The following is a 20,333-nucleotide window of genomic DNA, read 5'->3' on the forward strand; positions in this document are numbered from 1 at the left end:
ACTATCTTTTACCAGCAAGAAAATGCTGAGTTGGCTCAGTTGCTCGGTTCTGACCTGAGTCAGATAATCCGTTGGCTTCCGAACCTCGGAAGGTGAATTGGCCATTTGGGCATGAGGAGAAACCATAGGGTTCACTTGTCACGTTGGGTGATGGAATGGGTTTAGGTCTGATCCATTCTAAGTGGACTGAAAGCGCAAGGCTTGCGTGCTTCAGGCTGGTTGTGTGGAGAGGAAATTTCGAAATTGAGAATTTTCAGGCGAGGCTGTTCTAAATTTTCGCTAAAAAATCCGAAGTGCTTGCGAGTCTCATGGGAAAATTTTTGAAATTCCGAAGTCGCGAGTCTTACTGTTGCATTTTTGGGAAGTGGTAAAATATTTTGTAATATACATTAATATTTTGAGCTTTTTTGTTACATGCCTGAAATATTATTAGCTCATTTTTTTGAAATACTGTGTTAATTTGTTTTTGCCGTGATTGAGTGCTTTATATATAGCTCTCTCGATATTTTTTAGGTCTTTTTAATGTGGTTGTACTGATTGGCTTTAGTTTCGGTTGACGCCGTTCGCTGTGCGAAGTCGATCATGTTGCCCCCCCCCTCAGTGTCCTAGGCGCGGAGTTGTAATGACTATGGAAGGTCAAAAGTTGAAGTTGTTGGTGTTTGGTGTGGACGGTGCTTCTTATGAAGTACTGGGGCACCTGATGGCTCGCGGCCTGTTGCCTAACTTCAGCGCGCTGCGTGAGCGTTCGTCTAGCGGGGCCCTGCAATCGACCTTCCCGCCGCATACCGCACCCGGCTGGGCCTCCATGTTTACAGGGGTTTCGCCGGGTGCGCATGGCATCTATCAGTTCTGGGCAACACAGTCCAAGGATTACCAGTTTCGCGCGATGAATGCCTCCGATTATGGCGGCGAGCCGACTTGGCTGACCCTTGAGCGGCAGGGCTTGAAAGTGGGTGCCTACAATATACCCATGACCCACCCGCCGGCCGATCTGGACGGCGGTTATATGATCAGTTGGCCGTTGGCGAAAACTTTGCGTTATACCTCGCCACCTAACTTGGTGCATGAGTTGATGCATGCGGGCCTGCATTATCATTCCGATATAGTGACCATGTATCGAGGGCAGTCGGATTATTGCGAGCAGGCGTCCAAGTTTATTAAAGGACGTGCGGACACCTGTTGTTTTCTGCAGCAAACCCGTCCGGTGGATGCGTTGTTTGTGGTGTTTACCGAAGTTGATCGGGTCAGCCATTACTACTGGGGCAATCAAGCCTTGCCCAGCGCTGAAGTCGAGGCGTGCTACATCAGTATTGATCAGGCCTTGGGCACGTTATTGACCCTGGCCGACGAAGATACGTTGATTGTCGTGGCGTCTGACCATGGCTTCGGCGTGTGTGACGTCGACTTCAGCGTGCATGAGTTTCTACAGCAGGAAGGCTTGCTCGTCACCCGCTATGAGCCGCTGGAGGAGGGGGCTGAGGCGGGTCATGATGACCCGGGCGTGCGCTCCTGGTTCGATGCGCCGGGGCTATTTCGACGCAGCGTGGACTGGCCACACACGCAGTTCTATATGCCAACCCCGGGATGCTTTGGGATCAATGCCAATCTCAAGGGGCGCGAGGCGCACGGGTGCCTCGATGCCGACTCGCTGCCGGAGGCCGAAGAGCGTCTGCGCCAAGCGTTGGCCAAGGTGCTCGATGAGCAGGGTCAGCCCTGGTTCTCCCTGGTCAAAAGCTCGCAAGTCTATGCCGGGGCACGCTTGAGCGAGGCGCCTGACTACCTGCTGATCCCGAAAGACTTCAGCGTCATGCCCACACCGTCCCTGAGTGGCAAGGTCTGGAACCCACCGGCGCAACACGGTGTGCACCGCCCGGATGGAATCGTGTTCATCAGCGGTTCCAACTTCCCCGGCAATGCCGGCCTGCAAGCGCGTATCGAAGATATCCATCCGACGATTCTGGCCCACCTGGGGTTGGTGGTTCCCGATGGGCTGGAGGGCCATTGGCTGGTCGACCCGCCCCAGGCGCCACGACGCGAACCTGCACGCCAGGGCCGCGGCCAACGGATGAGCCAGGAAGAACAACGCTTCATGGATAAACAATTACAACAAATTGGGTACTTCTAATGGAAACCGTGCAGTTTTCCAATGCCGCCAGCGCGCTGATTCCGCTGACCAACCTGGGTGAGCCGATCGACGTCCCGGTGGCCAGCCCGTTGCACTCCAGCGTTGATTTTCGCAGCCCCCAGCCGATGCGCGTGTGTTTCCCGGTGCTGCTCGACGGCGACCTGGTGATGAGTTCTGAGCATCTGGGAGTGAGCTACCTGGTGTCGATCCTGCGTGACCTTGGCGCCGAGTGCCGGGTGGTGGAGGTCAAGGCCGTCCAGCACGGCGACGAAATGGCGATTGCCGAAGTCGTTGCATTCAAGCCCGACCTCATTGGTTTTTCGCTGACCACGGTGACCGTCAGCCACGCCACGGCTTTCGGCTCGGCTTTACGCGCGGCATTGCCGGAAAAAGTCGCGTTTCTGGCCGGCGGCCCACTGGCGACGTTTCTCGGTTCCAAGCTGTTGAGCAACCCCAATTGGGGCTTCCTCGATGCGCTGGTGCGGGGTGAGGGTGATGTGCCGCTGGTGCGTTATGTGGAAGCGTTCTGGGCACACAAGGACTACTCCAACGTGCCCAGCCTGAGTTGGCGCGAGGAGGGCGGGTTTGTGATCGATAATCCGATCGGCAAGCCCGTTCCCGAACTGGACATGTTGCCCGAGCCGGCCCGCGATCAGTTCGAACTCAATAGCGGAAAGCTGCCGTATCTGCGGCTGGCCACCACCCGAGGTTGCACGGCGCGGTGCACGTTCTGCAACGCGCCGCATGCGGGCAACAAGATTAACCCCGGCAAGCTCTGGCGTGCGCGCACGCCGGACAACATTGTCGATGAAATCGAACGGCTTTATCACAAGTACAACTTCAACACCTTTGACTTCGTCGACTCGACGTTTGAAGACCCGGGTGGCGCACCGTTCGCCAAGCAGCGAATCGCCGACATCGCCCAGGGCGTACTCGATCGCGACCTGAAGATTTATTACAACTGCTGCATGCAGGCCAAGAACTGGCATGTAGAAGATAAGCCCTTGCTGGACCTGCTCTACCGTTCCGGCCTGGAGAAAGTCTTGATCGGTATCGAGTCGGGCTCGCAGATCGGCCTGGATCGCTGGAAGAAGAAGTCGACCGTCGAAGACAACAAACGCGCGATCGAGCTGGTGCGCGCTGCCGGCATCTACGTGGCGTTTGGCTTTATCGCCTATCACCCGTGGTCGACGTTCCAGGAAATCCGCGACAACAACACCTTCTTGCGTGAATACATGGGCTACAACCTGCGCCGTTACACCGTGCGCCTGGAGTTGTACCCCGGCGCCGAGGCGGTTGAGACCCTGCGCGGCGAAGGCAAGCTGCATGATGACTTCGATGTTTCGCTCAACGCATTGAGCTATGACTTTGAAGACCCGCGGGTAGGCCAACTTTCGGCCATGACCGCCTTGCTCTATGGCGAAAAATACGCCTCGGAAATGGTCATCGAAAAAGAGCCGGCCGTCTTCGAATTCGAGACCTACGACATCGTCATGCACACCTTTATGTCGCGATTGCGCCGGGCGGTGCTGGACGCCCCCAAAGGCCTGGCCATTCTTCAAACCGGTGAGGCCAAGGCGGCCGAACTGCGCAAGGCCATGAGCGACTTCAATTACGCGCTGATCTCCGAAATGACCGACCTGGCTGAACTGGAAACGCTGACCGAGGCGTATGCCCACGCCAAGCGCCCGCAGTTGGAGGTGTTCTACCGGACCAAACTCACTGAGCTGCGCCAGGTGCAACTGGCTATCAGCATGCAGCTTCATCGCGCCGGCTTGAGCTTGCGCGATATTCAGTTCAGCAAAGAGGCCTGAACCATGACAATCGGCGAACCGGTGAATCTCCTGGGCCATAGCCAGTTGCTTGGCAACGACCTGGTCATTAACGAAGACTCCTGCAACCTGGGATGTACCTACTGCCTCACCGGGCAGAGCAACATGAAGTCGTCCCATGAAGGCAAACTGATCTTCCAGCCGCCGACCCCTGACGCCTACACCGAAGAGAGCGACCTGGGCAAGCGCCTACACACCATCGTCGAGCGCGTAAACCGGACCTTCAGGCCGCCGATACTGAAAATGACGGGCGGAGAGATCTTCATCATCAAGGGCATCATGGCGTTCATTGAACGCATGTCGCCGCTGCATGAAGTGTTGATCGTGCAGACCAACGGTTTGCCGCTTACCGCTGAGAAGATCAAGCGCCTGGCGGAGCTGGGCAATGTCGTCGTGCAGATATCACTCGATAGCAGCAATTACACGGGCAACAGCTACCGTGTTTTGTCGCCACGTATCCACGAAATGATCATGGAACGTATTGAGATGGTGCTGGAGGCGGGGCTGCCGCTGGAAATCTACGGTGTGTTGAACGACCGCAGTGCGCCTTACCTGCGTGAGTTCGTGCAGTGGTGTGCACGTTTCAAGGATAACCCGCCGCAGTTATTCCCGTTTCCGGTGCGAGGGCCTGATAGCGAAACCTTCAAGCTGCGGCCGGACCAGTACCTGCATATCGATGAGCTGTTCGAGCTGCGCGACCTTTACCCGGATGTGCTGCCACCCAGGGCCTACCTGGAGCGCCTGAGTTCGTTTTATCGCGATGGCGGGCGTAGCTGGCGCTGCCATCTTCCGCGGCTGGTGCTGTCCACCTTCAGCGACGGCGTGGTCACGCCGTGCCCGAATATCTGGTTCCACGATATGGGCAACCTGGTCGAGGGTGATTCGGACAAGGCTCTGGCGCCGGTGAATCGTTCGCCGTTCTATAAGCTGCTGCTGTCGGAACGCCCGCGCCTGGATGCGTGCAAAGGCTGCTTCACGCCGTGGGACACTCTGAGCCTGTATTTCGAAAGTGTCATCAGCCTGGATGAACTGTGTCGCGCACCCTCGTATGCGCCCCAGGCCGTCAGAACCCTGCTTGAGCAAGCCAAGGAGGCGTACCTCAATGGCGCATGACTACGCAGCCGATGCTCAGTGGTTCGAGGCATTGGTCAGCGCGCCGCTGTTCGCGCAATTACCGGCCGGCCAACGCAACACCTGGGCGCAACAGCTACGTGAGCTGGCGCGCTCGGCCAATGGGCGTGTACTGCTGGTCTTTGACAGCAGCGTCGAACATGTCGCGTTGCTGTTGATGCTGCTGGAGCAGCGGCTTTCGCCTTTGCTGGTGGCCAGTGATGCCACGGTGCACGAGATCAATCGCTATGGCGCACGCGGGGCGATTGCCCACAGCCTGTTCCTGGAGCACGGAGAACTGCGCGTGCTGACGCTGGACGCGACGTCGGCTGACCTGGATGTTCAAGCCGGTGCGACGACGCAACGCGGTATCTACCTGCTGACGTCAGGCACCACAGGTGAGCCGTCGATCGTCTTCCGCGACCTGCAGAGCTGGCGCGACGAAGGTTTACGCTACTGCAACCTGCTGCAGCTCGGCCCGCAGCATCGGGTGTTGTTTGTCGCGCCCATCTGTCATGCGTATGCACTGGGTTGGCTGTGGGGGGCGTTGCTGGGCGGTGCGCAGATCGAGATTGTTAAACCGACGGAACTGGCAGGCGCCCTGGCAGCCCTGCGTCAGCGTGCGACCCATTGCGTGGTCACGCCGTTGCTGGCCTCGTTGCTGGCACAGCGGGCCGTGCAGGGTGGCGGCGGCGGGCAGCTTGAAGTGGTGATGTCCGGTGCCGGGCCCGTGACCGAGTCGATTGAGCAGCAGTTCCAGCAGGCGTTTGGTATAGGCCTTTCGCGTAATTACGGCAGCACGGAAAGCGGGGCGCTGTTCGGTGGTGTCGCACCTTTGCCGCCGCTGTCCATTGGCTTTCCATTGCCAGGTATCCGTGTACTGGACGAGCCGGTGGCGGGGCAGCCGTTTGCGCTCAAGGTCATGTTAGAGGACGGTCGCGTCTACGACACCGGTGATATTGCCGAGCGCACATGCGAGGGTTACACCATTGTCGGCCGTGAAAGCAGCGCCATTCGACGCGGCGATCGCTGGATTTCGACGTTCGAGATCGAGTCGATCCTGGCCGGCCACGAAGACGTGATGGACTGCTCGGTTCGCGCGGTCAAGTCTAGACAGGCCGGCAACGATCATATCTTTGCCTTCGTGGTCTGGCGGGCGGAGCGGGCATGGGACGAGGCGCAATTGCGTGCACACTGCCAGGCTTGCCTGGCCAGTCATAAGGTGCCTGATCGTTTTGAACGCACCGCATTGATCCCGCGTGGCACCAGCGGCAAGGCGCTGCTGAGTCGACGCTATTACCCGGCGGATAATGCGGTGCTGCTCGAGGCCGCCCATGCCTACAAGCGCTCGCAACTGCTGTTCGCTCTGTGGAGCAGTGGCGCGCTGCAACTCAGTGCCCAGGGGCTGAATGTCGACCAGATCGCTCAGCGCAGTGGTTTGCACGCCACAACCCTGGCGGCGGCGTTCGATACGGCCCTGGCCAACGGCCTGGTTCACGAAGGTGCGGATCAGCCTGGCGGTGTGCGTCGGCTGGAAACGCTGGCACCGGCGCTCAACCTCGAAACGTTCAATAACCAAGGCTGGAATCAATTGGATCAATTGTTGGCGGTATTGCAGCGCGGGCTGGACGCGCGCCCGTTTGAGCAGACCGACGAACAGTGGCAGCTGCGCCAGTTGTATCAGCGCGCGGTGGCCGGCCCGGAAAAACACCTGGCGGCGCAACTGGCGTGGCGCAAGGTCCTGGAGAACGTGCCGGGTGTCTTGCGGTTACTGGACGTCAGCGCCACCGGTGCGGTTTACACCCAGGCCTTGCTCAGTAAACGTCGCCTCGACTGCCGTGCCAGCCAAGTGGTGCTGCTCGGCGGGCTGAACCCTGTCGACCTCGATATACCGGTAGATACCCATGACGCGCTGGGCGCACTCGACGCGCGCCAGTTCGATGTCATCGTCCTCGACAACATCCTGCACCAGGCGTGCGTGGCCCAGGCGCTGCCCGGGCTGCTGGAGCGCCTGGCGCACAACGGGCGGCTGGTGATTGACGAGATTTTCTTTAACGACCAAGCCTCTTCCAGCGTCGGTGTCGACTGGCTGACCCATGGCGGCCATCTCTACCCGCGTCATGGCGAGCTGCTCGGTGTGATGGCCGGCCTTGGGTTCAGCGCAAGTGAGGTATCGCGCCGCGAATCAATGATTTTCCAATGCACAACGATATTTACCAGGAGCTGTGAAAAATGACTGATACCGACCGTTTGATCAACGTGTTCTCGGCCACTGTAGGCCGCGACTTGAGCCGCGAAGCACTGTCGGACGGCAACCTCATCGCCAGTTTGGGGCTGAACTCCATCGACGCGTTGCAATTGCTGATCCAGGTGGAAACCGAGTTCGGCTTCTCTATCGAAGACAACGAGCTATCTATTGAGTTGGTGAACTCGCTGGAGAGCCTCGAAACCTTCGTCGCGAAAAAGAAGCAAGCCCAGGCGGTCTGATGGTTGTGACGCCTCAGGAAGCATCGCCGGCCGCCGGCAGCGGGTGTGCAGCCCGCCTGCCGTGCCGACCGCAGCAACCGAATGATCGAGGAATTTTGCGTGAGCGACTCAAAACTGCCTGAAGCGGTGTTTACCAACCGTCCTGGTACCAGCAACCAGTTGCCGTGGCTCAACCAATTGAGCCGTCAGCGCCTGGCGGGTCCCGGGATGGAGAATAATCGCCGCCTGACCCAGGGCGAGGCCCCGGCGACGCTGTGCGTCCACGCCGGGACCTATGAGGACCCGATAACAGGCGCCGTGGGTACACCGGTGTTTCCCAGCACCACCTTTCGGTTCAGCCAAACGACCTACGAGTCGTTTCTGGAAGGTTACATCCGCGACATTCCGACCTACAGTCGCTACGGCAACCCCGGGCAATGGTCGGTGCAACTCAAAGTCGCGGCGCTGGAAGGGGCGCAGAGTGCGCTGGTGCTGTCTTCGGGTATGGCGGCGATCGCTTCCACGCTGTTTGCGCTGACCAATCGCAATGGCCACATCATTTCCTCTTATGACCTGTATGGCGGCAGTTACAGTTTGCTGCATGCGGATATCAATCAGGCCGGGCGCTCGGTCAGCTATGTCGACCCGCTCAACCTTGAGGACATTCGCCGAGCGATTCGCCCGGAAACGCAGATCATGTTTTTCGAGCTGCTGTCCAACCCGCTGATGAAAGCCATCGACCTGGTGGCGATTGCAGCACTGTGCAAGCAGGAAAACATCCTGTTGGTGGTAGACAATACTTTCCTCTCGCCCATCAGTTGCCAGCCGCTGGAGTGGGGCGCGGACATCGTGATCCATTCGGCCACCAAGTACCTCAACGGTCACAGCGATGCGACCTGTGGTGCGGTGGCGGGCAGCCGCAAGCTGGTTGATCGGGTATGGGCACAACTGCTGCGCTTTGGCGGCAGCCTCGATCCCTTCGTGTGTTTTTTGCTTGAACGCGGCATGAAGACCTTGGCTGTGCGCATGCAGGCACACGCCAACGGCGCCCGCCAAGTGACGCGCTTTCTGGAGCAGCACCCGCGGGTCACGGCCCTGCACTCGGTGTATGCGCAGGACTACACCCATCAGCAGTTGTTCGAGTACGCGGCGAAAACCACCTGCGGAATGCTCAGCTTCGAAGTCGAAGGCGGGGATGCTGCGGCGCTCGAACTGCTGGAGCGGCTCAAGCTGATTACCTCGGCAACCAGCCTTGGGGGCGTGGAGTCGTTGGTGAGCCTGCCGTTCAATACCTCTCACAGCGGGCTGACCAGCGAGCAGCAGAAGAAGATCGGGCTTAACCCCGGGCTGGTCCGGCTGTCTGTGGGTATCGAAGATCCGGATGATCTGTGCGCCGATCTGGAGCAGGCGCTGCATCAGGTGTACCAGGGAAGGAATGCGTCATGAGAAACGGCATGAATATCTCGGGCTTCAGCGAGATCGTCCACGAGATCCAAGAAGAGCCTGCGCAGGCCATCTTCCGCTATGCGGCCTACGCTCGCGCCGTCCCCGACGCCGGGGTGTTGGCCGGGGTGCACCCGGCGCTTATCGGTTTACTCAAGGCGCCTCGGCATTTCGAGGTACCGATAAGCCCTGAGCCGGCCCTCAAGTCCTGCGGCTTGTTGGACGTGGCCAGCCCGCAGGAGCTGGCGCTGACGGCGCTGTCGGGGTGTTTTCTGGTGTCCGCCGTCTCCGGGTTCTCCGCACGGCGAACCACGGTCGATCACTTGTCGATGACCACCAGCGCCGCGCTGTTCCAGGCGCGGGTTGGCGCACCTCAAGTGCACTATCAGATCCGCTCGGGCATCGATAAGAAAATCGGCGAAGCGCTGGACGTAATTGAGGCCGTCAAGACCCATAGTCCCAATCACCAGACATTCGTCCAGTCCCTGGGGCTGTCGGCCCGCCTGGCGGGACCGTTCGGCGCGCGACCTTGGGCGCGTTTTCCCGGGATCAGCGCAGCGGTGGGCGACACCCCGGTGCCGAGCCAGGCCTTGTCCTTGGATTGCCAGTGGTTGTATGGCACCCAGTTGCGCAGTGATTTCCTGCGTCAGAACCCAGAAGACCCACGCACCTTCCCCATCGACCAGCCCAAGCAATTGGCAGGCATCGACTGGGGGCCAAACCCCCAGGAATACCTGCTGATGGCGATCGCCGCCGACGTGTTGCTGCAACTGAGGGCTCATCACTCACTGGCGAGCGCGGTACAGCTCAATGTGCGAGCGATGGTGGACATCCGCGGGATGTGCGAGGTCGCGCCGTCACCCGTGCACCTGCAGGACATCGAGCTGCAGTTGCAGGTGGGCGAGTGCACGGCGCAGCAGTTGGAGCAGCTGGAGCAGCAGTTGGCGCAGAGCATCGAATGTTCCACGGTGTGTGCACTGATCCGCAGGCGCGTGAACTTTGAATTCGATGTCGGCGCGCAATCGGTAGCGCCGTGAGCGAGCCACGGGGAGGATAGTGATGAACGATTCGACGCTGTGTTTCTGCACCTTGGCGGTGACTGACCTGGCCGCCGCCGAGCAGTTTTATGTGCAGGTACTGGGTGCCAGGGTCAGTCGACGTTTTGCGCCGACCCTGTGGATCAGCCTGGATGTGGATGAGAGTAAGGGCGCCGGGTTCGGTTTAATCGAGGACCCTTCGATGCCGTGGCCGTCCAGCGCAACGATGCTGGATTTTCAGGTGGCTGACCTGGTGTCGACCTTCGCGCGACTGCGCGACCAGGTGACGGTGATCGAGGCGCCTGTGCATACCCCGTGGGGCAGCTACAAGGCCACCCTCCAGGACCCGTTCGGCAACCGCATCGGCCTGGTTCAGCGCAATTGAAATCTGAGTTCCAGGGGGTTGCCACCCCAGGGTTGAGTAAATGAGGAGCTGGGATGCTTAAGCAATATCGCTGCATGAATGTACCGGACTGCGTCGCGGGCGACGCGGGGTTTGTGTCCGTCGTTTCCGGGTTACCGCGCTCCGGCACATCGATGATGATGCGCGCCTTGGGCTGCGCCGGCATGCCGTTACTGACCGACAACGTACGCCAGGGCGACGGGCGCAATCCCCATGGCTACTTCGAGTGGGAGGCAGTGAAGTCCAGGGACAGCTACCTCACGTGGATGGACCAAGCGCGTGGCCGGGCGGTCAAACTGGTGTCCAGATTCCTGATGCACCTGCCGGCCACGCATGGCTACCGAGTGGTGTTCATGCACCGCGACATCGAGGCCGTAATCCGTTCCCAGCGCGATATGGCGGCCCATCATTCGGGCAATATCTGGGGGGAAGTGGAGGGCGAGGCATTAGCCCGGCTGTATCACGAGCATGTGGCAAAGGTCGTTGCCTGGGTGCGCTCACGGCCCAACATGCAGCTGTTGGAGCTGGACTATCAGCAGGTGCTTGCGACACCTCAGGCCGAGTTTGCCAGGGCTGCTCAGTTTCTTTCCCCGGTGCCCCTGGCCGTGAATGCCATGGTGCAGACCGTGGACAAACGTCTGGACCATCACATTGCCACGCAGGTAGCTGCCCATGTCTAAATCCGCGATCAGCGCCATTATTTTCGACCTTGACGGCACGGTCATCGACAGCAAGCAGGTGATTGCCGAGGCTTACCATGTCGCCCACGCCGAGATAGTGGGCGCTGAGTCCGTCGCACCGCCGTTCAGCGAGTACTGCAAACACTTGGGGCGCAGCTTCCCGCAAATCATGCAGCGCATGGGACTGCCGCTGGCCATGCATGCGGTGTTTATGCGCGAGAGCAATGCGCGCATGCATCGTATCGAGGTGTTTGACGGTATTCGCCCATTGCTCGACAGCTTGCGTGAGCAGGGTATTGCCATGGCTGTGGCCACCGGCAAGGACCATGCGCGTACCGAGGCGATTCTCGACAGTCTCGGGTTGATCGACTATTTCGCCTGCATCGTGGGCAGTGACGATGTCGAAAACCCGAAACCGGCGCCCGATATGGCCTTGAAGATTGTCCGGTGTCTGGGGCTTGAACCGGCGAGTACCTTGTTTCTGGGGGATGCGGTGGCTGACCTGCTCTGCGGGCAAGGCGCGGGCATGCAGACTGCGCTGGCCCTCTGGGATAACCCTGGCGCTGAGGTCCGGGCGCATGCTTGCGACTATCAACTGAGCGATCCGCGTCACGTCCTGGCCTTGCTGGAGGAGCCGCGTCATGCCCACGTTACTCTTGCTTAACGGTCCTAACCTGGGGCGCCTGGGGCTGCGCAAGCCCGAGGTCTACGGCAGCAAAACCCTGGCCGACATCACGCATGAGGTCACTGTGGTGGCGGCGGCGCAGGGCTGGTCGGTGCTTGCCTTGCAAAGCAATCACGAAGGCGAGCTGATCGACTTTGTCCAGGCCAATCGCGACGCCGCGGCGCTGATCATCAACCCAGGGGCGCTGATGATGTCCGGCTGGGCCTTGCGGGATGCGCTGGAAGATTATCCGGGGTGTTGGATCGAAGTGCATATCTCCAATCTGTTCAGCCGCGAAGCCTTCCGCCATACCTCGGTAATCGCTCCGCTGTGCCATGGGTTTATCGCCGGCATGGGCACTGATGCCTATGCCGTGGCAGCGTCTGTGCTGGTGGGCCGTGACCATGGGTAATGTCTCGATAGCGGTGCCGGGGCATGCCGTGCTGCTGGCCGACGTGCTGCAACTGTGCAATGAGCTGCTGGGCGTGCCGGCGGGCAGCCTGCAGGCCTCGCAGAACTTCTTTGAGCAAGGTGGCAATTCACTCAAGGCGCTGCAGTTATGCGTGCAGTTGGAACATCGCCACCCGCAGATGTGCGGTGAGGCCGGAATAGATCTAACGCTGATCGTCGCCACGGCCAGCTTCACCGATTTCGTCAGTGCGTTGCTGGCCTCGGCGCGGCAGGCGTTGATGCCCAGTGTGTCGGAGGGCGAGCTGTGAGCCAGTCTGTTGCGACATTGATCGAAAGCTGGGAACAGCGCGGCGTGCACCTGTATGAAGAAGCCGGCAAGCTCAAGTACTACTGTGACGAGCCTGCGCTGCCTGAAGACATTCGTCACTCGGTGAGCCGGGAGAAAACCCGCTTGCTCAGCTACCTGGCGCAACCCGATCCGCTGGCGGCGAACCTGAGCGGCCTGCGGCAGGCCTATTGGCTGGGTGAACACTCAGCGTTCACCCAGGGCAGCGCGGCCTATCTGCACCTGGTATATGCCGGGGATGTGCCTTCACAAGCCCAGCTTGAGTCGGCGCTGAAGCCGATGCTGGCGCTCCATCCGATCCTCAATTACACCCTGGACGCCCAGGCTCCGCGTCTGAAGCCCATGGCCAGGCAGGCACTGGCGGTCGAGCGGGTGGCTGCGGTAGCAGGGCAGGCGCCCAGGCGTTGCACGGCATTGCCAGGGAGCGACACACCGATCCCGGCGTTGACCCTGGAGCGGCCACTGTTTCGCCTGGTGATCGTTGAGAGCGCGGATGAGCGTTGCTTGCATGTGGTCTACCGGCTGGCGCTGTTCGACGCCACCAGCGTGCAGATTTTCATCGCCGACTTGATGGCCTTGGTCGCCTGCGGAACCGGCGCGCAATCGACACTCGGCGAGTATGCATCCGCCAGTGTTGCTGCCCAGGTGCGCGCCAGCCGGCTGGCGCGCTTCAAGGCCCGCAGCTACTGGGCGCAGAAGATCACGAAACTGGCGGGTGGCCCCGACTTGCCGAGGTTGCGCCGCTCTGGCATCGAGCCTAACGGGGCGGCCGGCCCTGGGCGCTTCATCGAGCATCGCGTGCTGCTGCCGGCCGCGATGTACGACGCCCTGGCCGAACGGGCGCGCGGGCATCGGGTGTCGCTCAATGCGGTGCTGCTGACGGTGTATCTGCAGACGTTGGCGCGCTGGTCGGGCCTGGCCACGGTGACCAGCAGCGTCATGTACAGCGCCCGCCCTGTGCTAGCAAAGGAATTTGCGCGCAACATCGGTAATTTTGCCGATACCGTACTGATCGACCTGCCGACCGGGCCCAGGTTTTTTTCGGCGACGGTGCAACACCTGCAGCGAGACTTGTATGCGGCCATGCAGCACGGCGCCTACGATGGTGTCTCTGCGGTGCGTGAATGGATCAAGCTTCACGATCAGCGTGCCAGCCGTGCCGAACCGCCCATGCCCTATGTGTTTTCGTCATTGCTGGAAATGGAGCTGCCGGCCGTACCGCTGGAGCAGACGGACCACGCCATGATGACCCCGCAGATCTGGATAGACGCTCAGGCGTTCTCACAAGGCGGCGTGCTGTGGTTGTCTTGGGATGAGCGTGAAGGGGTGTTCCCGCCGGGCGTGGTCGCCCAGGCTTTCGAGCATTTTCACTCGGCCCTGCAACGCCTGGCCACCGAGCCCGGGACATGGGAGGACACGCAGGTGCCTTTGAGTCCGGCGCTGCTGGCAACGGTCGATGCGTTCAACCACACCCGCCACGCGTTCGACAGCGGCGCGCTCTATCAGGGCCTGCTGTATCAGGCCGTGCAGCGACCGAATGCACCGGCCATCCTCGATGCGGAGGGCGGCCTGAGTTTCTCGCAGCTGCTGTGCCAGGCCAGTCGTCTGGCCAGTCATCTGAATGAAAATGGCGTCGGCCCCAGTGATCATGTGGTTATCCGAGGCAGCCATGATGCCGCGAACGTGATCGCGATCTACGCCACGCTGATGGCCGGCGCGACCTATGTGCCGGTCAGCAAGCACTCTCCGCAGGCTCGGGTGCATTCGATAATCAACCAGGCTGCGGCCACGACGGTGCTGGGTGACGATGACGAGGACATCGCCGGCATCCTCACCTCGCCGGTGAACTGGTGCCTGAATTACCGCCAGTGGCTGGTGGCCGGTCATGGGCAGGGCGGCTTTATTGTGCCGGCCTATCCGGCGGTCGACAGCAGCCTGGCGTACATCATGTTCACGTCCGGCACCACGGGAGTGCCCAAAGGCGTCAGCGTGACCCACCGGGCAGCACTCAATACCCTGCAGGACTGCCGCAAGCGGTTCGCGATCGATGACACCGACCGCTTGCTGGCGGTCAGCGAATTCAGCTTCGACTTGTCGGTGTTTGACCTCTTTATGCCGGCCCTGAGCGGTTGTGCGCTGGTGCTTGGGCAAAGCGCCGAGCGCGCTGACCCGAACGCCTGGCTCCAGGCCGTGCGCGAACATCGTGTGAGCATCTGGAACTCGGTGCCGGCGATCATGGAAATGGCCCTGAGCTACGCCCTGGCCATCCAGTTGCAGGCGCCGGCGCCGTCGGTGCGGTTATGGATGGCCAGTGGCGACTGGATCAACCTGAGCTTGCCCGACCGCTTGCGCGCCAGCGCTCCAGGCTCGCGTTTTGTTGCCTTGGGCGGCGCCACGGAGGCGGCCATCTGGTCCAACTGTTTCGAGGTGGAACAGGTGGACCCGCAGTGGTCGAGCATTCCCTACGGACGGCCGTTGGCCAACCAGCGCTTCTACATCCTTGATGCCCTGGGACGACGCTGCCCACCGGAAGTCAAAGGCATGTTGCATATTGCCGGCGAGGGCTTGGCGGTTGGCTATATCCATGACCGGCAACGTACCGAGCAAGCGTTCTTTGAGGACCTTGACCTGTGCCAGCGCCTGTATCGGACCGGCGATATGGGGCGCTTGCGAATGGATGGCGAGATGGAGTTTCTGGGCCGTGAAGACCTGCAGGTCAAGCTCAATGGCTTTCGGGTCGAGCTGGGCGAAATCGACGCCGTGTTCCGCAGGGCGCCTGGCGTGCTGCACGCCGCCGCCTGCCTGGACCAAACCGAGGTCATACTGGTGGCGGTCGTGCTGGATCCACACTGCGCGCCTGCACCCAATGCCCAGCAACTGCTGGCGTTTGGCGCACAGTACCTGAACCCCTACATGGTGCCTGCGCGGATCATCGAAGTGGAGCAACTGCCACTGACCGCCAACGGCAAGGTCGACCGCCAGCAATTGACGAAACATTTGCTGCAACGCGGTGGCGAGTCCTGCAGCGAACCCCAAAGCCTGGGTTTCTGCGCCAAACAGCAGTTGATGTCCCATTGCGTACAGTGCGTGCTGCCGGCGGCGGTTGACCCGCAGCGCTCCTGGTTCGAACTGGGCGCGTCCTCCCTTCACGCGGTGCATATTCTTCAGGCATTGAATACGCAAATGGGGCTGGCGTTGAACCTGGCGGACATCTACTCCTACCCATCGGTCAGCCGGCTGGAGGCGTATTTGCAGGACCGCTCCAACGGCTCGCGCAACCTGGTGCACTTCAGCCGTGACAAGCTGCGGAACCTGCCGCTTCTGGTATTGGTGCATCCGGTGGGCGGGGCACTATCCTGTTACTTGCCACTGGTTGAGGCCCTGCGTGATCGCTTCGATATCGTCGGCATTTGCGCGGACAGCGAGCAGCATTTCGCGAGCATTAACGCCCAGGCCCAGGCCTATTTCGAGCAATTGCGTGAACCGCTGGCCGACTATCGCCAGGTGGTACTGGCGGGGTGGTCGTACGGTGGTGTGGTCGCCGTGGAAATCGCGCGTTTGCTCAGCGCCGACGGCCAACAGTTGCCGGCGTTGGTGACTATCGATGCCGGCGCTGCCCAGGGCGAGGTGCTGGAACTGCCGCCGACCCTGCTGCAACAGCTGTTCCAGCACGACCTGCTGCACACCGAACAGATACAGGCCGAAGGGGCGGTGCAAGAAACCCAGTTGAACCAGGCTCTCGAACAGCGTTTCGTGCTGTTTTGCCGGCACTATGCGGCGTTGCTCAACTACTGCTACCAGCCTGTGGCCTGTCCTACCTGGCATGTGCACGCCAGTGAACAACGGCATGCCAGCGGGCTGCATCGCCTCAGTGAGTTATCGGTGCAGGAGGCCTGCGTGCGGATCGCTGCGGATCACTACAGCATCTTGTCGGGGGCTGCGCTGGAGCACGTCATCCTCTGCCTGGAACAGGCCGCGCAGCATGCGACGAGGCCTGGCCAACCATGAGCCGGCAATCGACGGTGCCGCAACTTGCCATGGGCGTGCCTTCCCACGCGGGCGTCGACCTTTGGCGGTTGCCGTGGCACGGCTCAAGGCCTCATCCACGGCACGCGCAGTATCTGGCCTGGCTGGCCGAGGATGAGCGCGTGCGCTACCAAGGGTTGGGGACCGCCCCCGCGCGTGCGCAGTATCTGGTGGGGCATGGCTGGCTGCGCGAGGTTCTGGCCCGTTACCTGGCGTGCGAGCCGTCACGCATCGCCCTGCGTTACGGGGTGGCGGGCAAGCCTGTGCTTGCGATGCCCGCCCGTGCGTCAGTGCATTTCAACCTGGCCCATACCGACGGCCTGTTGGTGCTGGCGGTCAGCGCGGCACCGGTTGGGGTCGACGTCGAGGCTCACCAAGTGCGCGATACACAAAGCTTGAGCCGGCGTTTTTTCAGCCACGCGGAGCAAGCCGTGCTGGCCAAACTCGCCGGGGCTGCGCGCGAAGCGGCGTTTTATCGGCTCTGGACCCTGAAAGAGGCAGGCGTCAAGGCCAGTGGGCGAGGGATAGGCCGGGCGTGGTCCAGGCTGGGATTTACCTGTGAACCGTCGGCTCAAGAGGCCCGCAGCCCGTCGCCATGGCGGTTCGTGCACACGGTTTCACTGCCCGGCTACTCGATGGCTGTCGCGGCGCGACGGGGGCCAAGCCTGACAATTCGCACTTTTATCGATTCTGCACTGGCGCAATCTGGCCCATGCCCTGAAAATTTGCACTGGCTCGAACACTATCGTCGTTCTTATGGCACGAGCCTCATAAACAGCAACATCTAAGGAGAAGCACCGTGAAATTTGGATATACGATTGTTTATGTACCCCAGGTCGAAGCCACCCTTGCATTCTTCGAGCAAGCCTTTGGGTTCAAGCGGCGCTTTCTGGATGAGTCGGGTGACTACGGCGAGCTTGAAACCGGTGGCACCACACTTGCGTTCGCCAGCCGCAGCCTGGCCGAGTCGAACTGCGACGGCGGCTATGAGTTTTGCAGCCCGCACCAAAAGCCCTTGGGTATTGAAATAGCCCTGGTTACCGACGATGTGCCCACCGCGCATGCCAAGGCGTTGGCGGCCGGCGCGAGCGAACATGCGCCGGTGCAGAAAAAACCGTGGGGGCAGGTGGTGTCCTACGTGCGCTGCCCGGCAGGCACCCTGGTGGAACTCTGTACGCCAGTGGGTCAATAACCTTCACGCTGCCTGTAACTATTGCAGGCAGCTATCCCAGCCAAGAATCCAAGGAGGACAGCGTGGCAGGTAAAACCGATGATGCAGTGGCGGCATTACTTGAAGATATTGGCAGCACCCATGGCGCCCTGTTGGAAGTGGTCGAGAAGGTACGACAGGTGGTGGCCCAGACCAGTGGAGGCGTGACCGAGTCGGTCAAGTACGGGGGCATTCTGTTTTCGCGGATAGCGCCCTTTTGCGGGGTCTACGCTTATACCGGTCACGTATCGGTGGAGTTCGGTCAGGGTTACAGGTTTGATGACCCTCATCATGTACTGGAAGGCACTGGCAAGTTTCGTCGCCATATCAAGTTGTTCAGCGTGTCGGATGTGCAAGACAAGCACCTTACAGCGTATGTAAGGCAAGCGTTGGACAATTGATTTAACTCAGTAGTTAACGGTGTTTTTTCCTGCGGGGGGTTCCCCCGCACGGGGAAGTATTGCCCTGAATAAACTAACTAACGGAAGTGGATATGAGCGATCCCAGTACTTACGGTGAAACGCTGGCCGACATCTATGATGACTTGTACGGAGAGGCGCCGGCGAACGCGATTCATGCTTTGGTGGCATTGGCCGATCGTGGCGGTCCGGTGCTGGAGTTGGGCATCGGGACCGGGCGATTCGCGCTACCCATGCGTGAGCGTGGCATTGATGTGCATGGTGTCGACGCCTCGCAGTCGATGCTCGACAAGCTCAAGGCCAAGCCTGCAGGTGCTGGGGTCCCCGTGACCCTGGCGGATTTCGCGACCTTGGAAGGCGTTCGGGGCGGCCCTTTCCAGATGGCGTTCTGTACCTTCAGCTCACTGTTCTTGCTGTTGTCCCAGGAAGCCCAGGTCAACTGTTTTCAGGCAGCCAGCGCTCAGCTGGGCGAGCAGGGGCGGCTGGTGATCGAAACCTTCTTCCCGGACCTTTCACGCTATGGCAAAGACCAGCCGGTGTACGTCGGCGGGCTGGAGCGCAACGAGGTGCTCCTGGAAGCGTCACGGCATGAGGCGGTCAAGCAGCGGGTCAGTTGCCGGTTCATCCGCATGCAGAGCGAGGGGGTCAAGGTGATTCCGGTGGAGCTGCGCTACGCCTGGCCGGCGGAACTCGACCTGATGGCGCAACTGGCGGGCATGCACTTGGTCCAGCGTTGGGCCAATTGGGAAAAAGCGCCGTTTGTCGACGGTGCGTTCAAACATATTTCGGTTTACGAAAAGCGTGCCTTTCGCTGATTGCACCTGAACCTCGGAGTTCACTATGGATGGTTTAAACGTCGCGTCTGTCCAGGCGGGAGATACCCGTTCTGCGCGCGAAAGAATGCTCGCGGGAGAATGGTTTCATTCTCCCAGCCTGGAACTTTCACGCCTGCATATTCGTGCCAAGGCTTTGCAGCATCAGTTAAATAATATCTCGCCTCTGGCGTTTAAAGAGCAACAAGCGTTGCTCACCAAGTTGCTCAGAAAGTTAGGTGAAAACAGTTGGATAGAACCCAGTTTCTATTGCGACTACGGCACGCATATCGAGATTGGCGACGACGTGTTCATCAATATGAACTGCACTTTTCTGGACGGTCATCGGATTGTTATCGGGGACCGCGTCTACCTGTCGCCCAACGTGCAACTGATGACCACGACGCACCCGGTGCACCCCCGGCAACGTTCAGTCCGGGTGGACGGCCAACTCAAATGCGTATTGCGCGCTGCCCCGATCACGATTGGCAATGATGTGTGGATCGGCGCGGGAGCCACGCTGCTCGGTGGCGTGCAGATCGGCGACGACAGCGTAATCGGCGCAGGCAGTGTGGTCAGCCGTTCGATACCCGCCGGGGTGGTGGCAGCCGGTAACCCTTGCCGAATCATTCGCTCCGTTTATGAGTGAATTCAAAGGAACACTTTATGAGCATTGATGACATGAGCCCGATTGATCGCGATGAGGTTGCCCGGCGCACCGAAATCCTGCAAGCGCCAGCCCATCAGGGGTTGTGCGTGTGGTTTACCGGCTTGTCCGGCGCCGGCAAGACCACCCTGGCCACCCACTTGGCGCAGTACCTGGGCGATGTCGGCATCCGCGCACGGGTATTGGATGGCGACGATCTGCGCACCAGCCTGAACAGCGATCTGCGTTTCAGCGCGCAAGACCGCAAGGAAAATGTCCGGCGCCTCGCTGAGGTCGCCAAGCTGTTTTGTGACAGCGGCTACGTGGTGCTGGTGAGCGCTATTTCGCCGTTCGCCGAGGACCGTCTGCGGGCGCGGATGCTGTTTCGCGCGCCGGCGTTTGTCGAGGTGCATGTCGCAACCTCCTTGGTGGTGTGCGAGGCACGTGATCCCAAAGGGCTATATCGGCGGGCCCGCTGCGGAGAGCTGCCGCAGTTCACCGGAATCGGCAGTGTCTACGAGCCGCCGCTGTCCTGTGAATACGTGGTTCAGACCGCTGATCGCAGCATTGATGAGAGCGTGCGCGAGGTACTGGCGATGGTGCTCAAGCGTTGCGCGGCGCCCACCCCACACCCGGCTGAGCAAGCGCAAATGGCGCCCACACCTTGCAACGGAGAACGAGGCTGATGCCGACGTCGACATTC

19 protein-coding genes are annotated in these 20,333 nt (G+C 60.6%); all 19 read left to right on the plus strand.

Annotated elements, in window-relative coordinates:
• Positions 1–622: 622 nt before the first annotated feature.
• The 19 genes from AC0T4W_RS10405 (at position 623) to cysC (ending at position 20,316) form a co-directional block, all read left to right on the plus strand.
• The gene (locus AC0T4W_RS10405) at positions 623–2,125 is read left to right on the plus strand and encodes an alkaline phosphatase family protein (RefSeq protein ID WP_476318903.1); all 1,503 of its coding nucleotides are present in this window, start codon (positions 623–625) and stop codon (positions 2,123–2,125) included.
• The gene (locus AC0T4W_RS10410) at positions 2,125–3,939 is read left to right on the plus strand and encodes a B12-binding domain-containing radical SAM protein (protein WP_476318904.1); all 1,815 of its coding nucleotides are present in this window, start codon (positions 2,125–2,127) and stop codon (positions 3,937–3,939) included. Before AC0T4W_RS10405 ends, AC0T4W_RS10410 begins: the two co-directional genes overlap by 1 nt.
• Before the next feature lie 3 nt (positions 3,940–3,942).
• Positions 3,943–5,070, plus strand: a complete 1,128-nt coding sequence (locus tag AC0T4W_RS10415; RefSeq protein ID WP_476318905.1) for a radical SAM protein — start codon at positions 3,943–3,945, stop codon at positions 5,068–5,070.
• Positions 5,060–7,303, plus strand: coding sequence for a class I adenylate-forming enzyme family protein (locus tag AC0T4W_RS10420; protein ID WP_476318906.1), 2,244 nt, complete (start codon positions 5,060–5,062; stop codon positions 7,301–7,303). The genes AC0T4W_RS10415 and AC0T4W_RS10420 overlap by 11 nt, the downstream gene beginning before the upstream one ends.
• Positions 7,300–7,554, plus strand: a complete 255-nt coding sequence (locus AC0T4W_RS10425) for an acyl carrier protein (protein ID WP_476318907.1) — start codon at positions 7,300–7,302, stop codon at positions 7,552–7,554. The genes AC0T4W_RS10420 and AC0T4W_RS10425 overlap by 4 nt, the downstream gene beginning before the upstream one ends.
• A gap of 99 nt (positions 7,555–7,653) precedes the next feature.
• Positions 7,654–8,979 carry a trans-sulfuration enzyme family protein gene (locus AC0T4W_RS10430; protein ID WP_476318908.1) on the plus strand — a complete coding sequence of 442 codons (1,326 nt, stop codon included), beginning with the start codon at positions 7,654–7,656 and terminating at the stop codon, positions 8,977–8,979.
• Entirely contained in the window at positions 8,976–10,013 is a 1,038-nt protein-coding gene (locus AC0T4W_RS10435; RefSeq protein ID WP_476318909.1) for an OsmC family protein, read from the plus strand. The genes AC0T4W_RS10430 and AC0T4W_RS10435 overlap by 4 nt, the downstream gene beginning before the upstream one ends.
• 22 nt (positions 10,014–10,035) lie before the next feature.
• Positions 10,036–10,398, plus strand: coding sequence for a VOC family protein (locus tag AC0T4W_RS10440; RefSeq protein WP_476318910.1), 363 nt, complete (start codon positions 10,036–10,038; stop codon positions 10,396–10,398).
• 53 nt (positions 10,399–10,451) lie between these two features.
• Entirely contained in the window at positions 10,452–11,096 is a 645-nt protein-coding gene (locus AC0T4W_RS10445) for a sulfotransferase (RefSeq protein ID WP_476318912.1), read from the plus strand.
• Positions 11,089–11,760, plus strand: coding sequence for an HAD-IA family hydrolase (locus AC0T4W_RS10450; RefSeq protein ID WP_476318913.1), 672 nt, complete (start codon positions 11,089–11,091; stop codon positions 11,758–11,760). Before AC0T4W_RS10445 ends, AC0T4W_RS10450 begins: the two co-directional genes overlap by 8 nt.
• Positions 11,738–12,172 (plus strand): type II 3-dehydroquinate dehydratase, encoded by a 435-nt coding sequence (locus tag AC0T4W_RS10455; RefSeq protein WP_476318914.1) that lies wholly within the window; start codon positions 11,738–11,740, stop codon positions 12,170–12,172. The genes AC0T4W_RS10450 and AC0T4W_RS10455 overlap by 23 nt, the downstream gene beginning before the upstream one ends.
• Positions 12,165–12,479, plus strand: coding sequence for an acyl carrier protein (locus tag AC0T4W_RS10460; RefSeq protein WP_476318915.1), 315 nt, complete (start codon positions 12,165–12,167; stop codon positions 12,477–12,479). Before AC0T4W_RS10455 ends, AC0T4W_RS10460 begins: the two co-directional genes overlap by 8 nt.
• Positions 12,476–16,525, plus strand: coding sequence for an amino acid adenylation domain-containing protein (locus AC0T4W_RS10465; protein ID WP_476318916.1), 4,050 nt, complete (start codon positions 12,476–12,478; stop codon positions 16,523–16,525). The genes AC0T4W_RS10460 and AC0T4W_RS10465 overlap by 4 nt, the downstream gene beginning before the upstream one ends.
• Positions 16,522–17,331, plus strand: coding sequence for a 4'-phosphopantetheinyl transferase family protein (locus AC0T4W_RS10470; protein ID WP_476318917.1), 810 nt, complete (start codon positions 16,522–16,524; stop codon positions 17,329–17,331). Before AC0T4W_RS10465 ends, AC0T4W_RS10470 begins: the two co-directional genes overlap by 4 nt.
• Positions 17,332–17,342: 11 nt before the next feature.
• Positions 17,343–17,735 carry a VOC family protein gene (locus tag AC0T4W_RS10475; RefSeq protein WP_476318918.1) on the plus strand — a complete coding sequence of 131 codons (393 nt, stop codon included), beginning with the start codon at positions 17,343–17,345 and terminating at the stop codon, positions 17,733–17,735.
• Positions 17,736–17,797: 62 nt separating this feature from the next.
• Positions 17,798–18,154, plus strand: a complete 357-nt coding sequence (locus AC0T4W_RS10480; protein WP_476318919.1) for a DUF1801 domain-containing protein — start codon at positions 17,798–17,800, stop codon at positions 18,152–18,154.
• A gap of 92 nt (positions 18,155–18,246) precedes the next feature.
• Positions 18,247–18,987: a class I SAM-dependent DNA methyltransferase gene (locus tag AC0T4W_RS10485; RefSeq protein WP_476318920.1), complete on the plus strand. Its 741-nt coding sequence runs from the start codon at positions 18,247–18,249 to the stop codon at positions 18,985–18,987.
• A gap of 25 nt (positions 18,988–19,012) precedes the next feature.
• Positions 19,013–19,633 carry a sugar O-acetyltransferase gene (locus tag AC0T4W_RS10490; protein ID WP_476318921.1) on the plus strand — a complete coding sequence of 207 codons (621 nt, stop codon included), beginning with the start codon at positions 19,013–19,015 and terminating at the stop codon, positions 19,631–19,633.
• Between the two features lie 17 nt (positions 19,634–19,650).
• Positions 19,651–20,316, plus strand: coding sequence for an adenylyl-sulfate kinase (gene cysC / locus AC0T4W_RS10495; RefSeq protein ID WP_476318922.1), 666 nt, complete (start codon positions 19,651–19,653; stop codon positions 20,314–20,316).
• The last annotated feature ends 17 nt before the right edge of the window (positions 20,317–20,333 follow it).

This window comes from Pseudomonas sp. C7.1, from assembly GCF_056312395.1.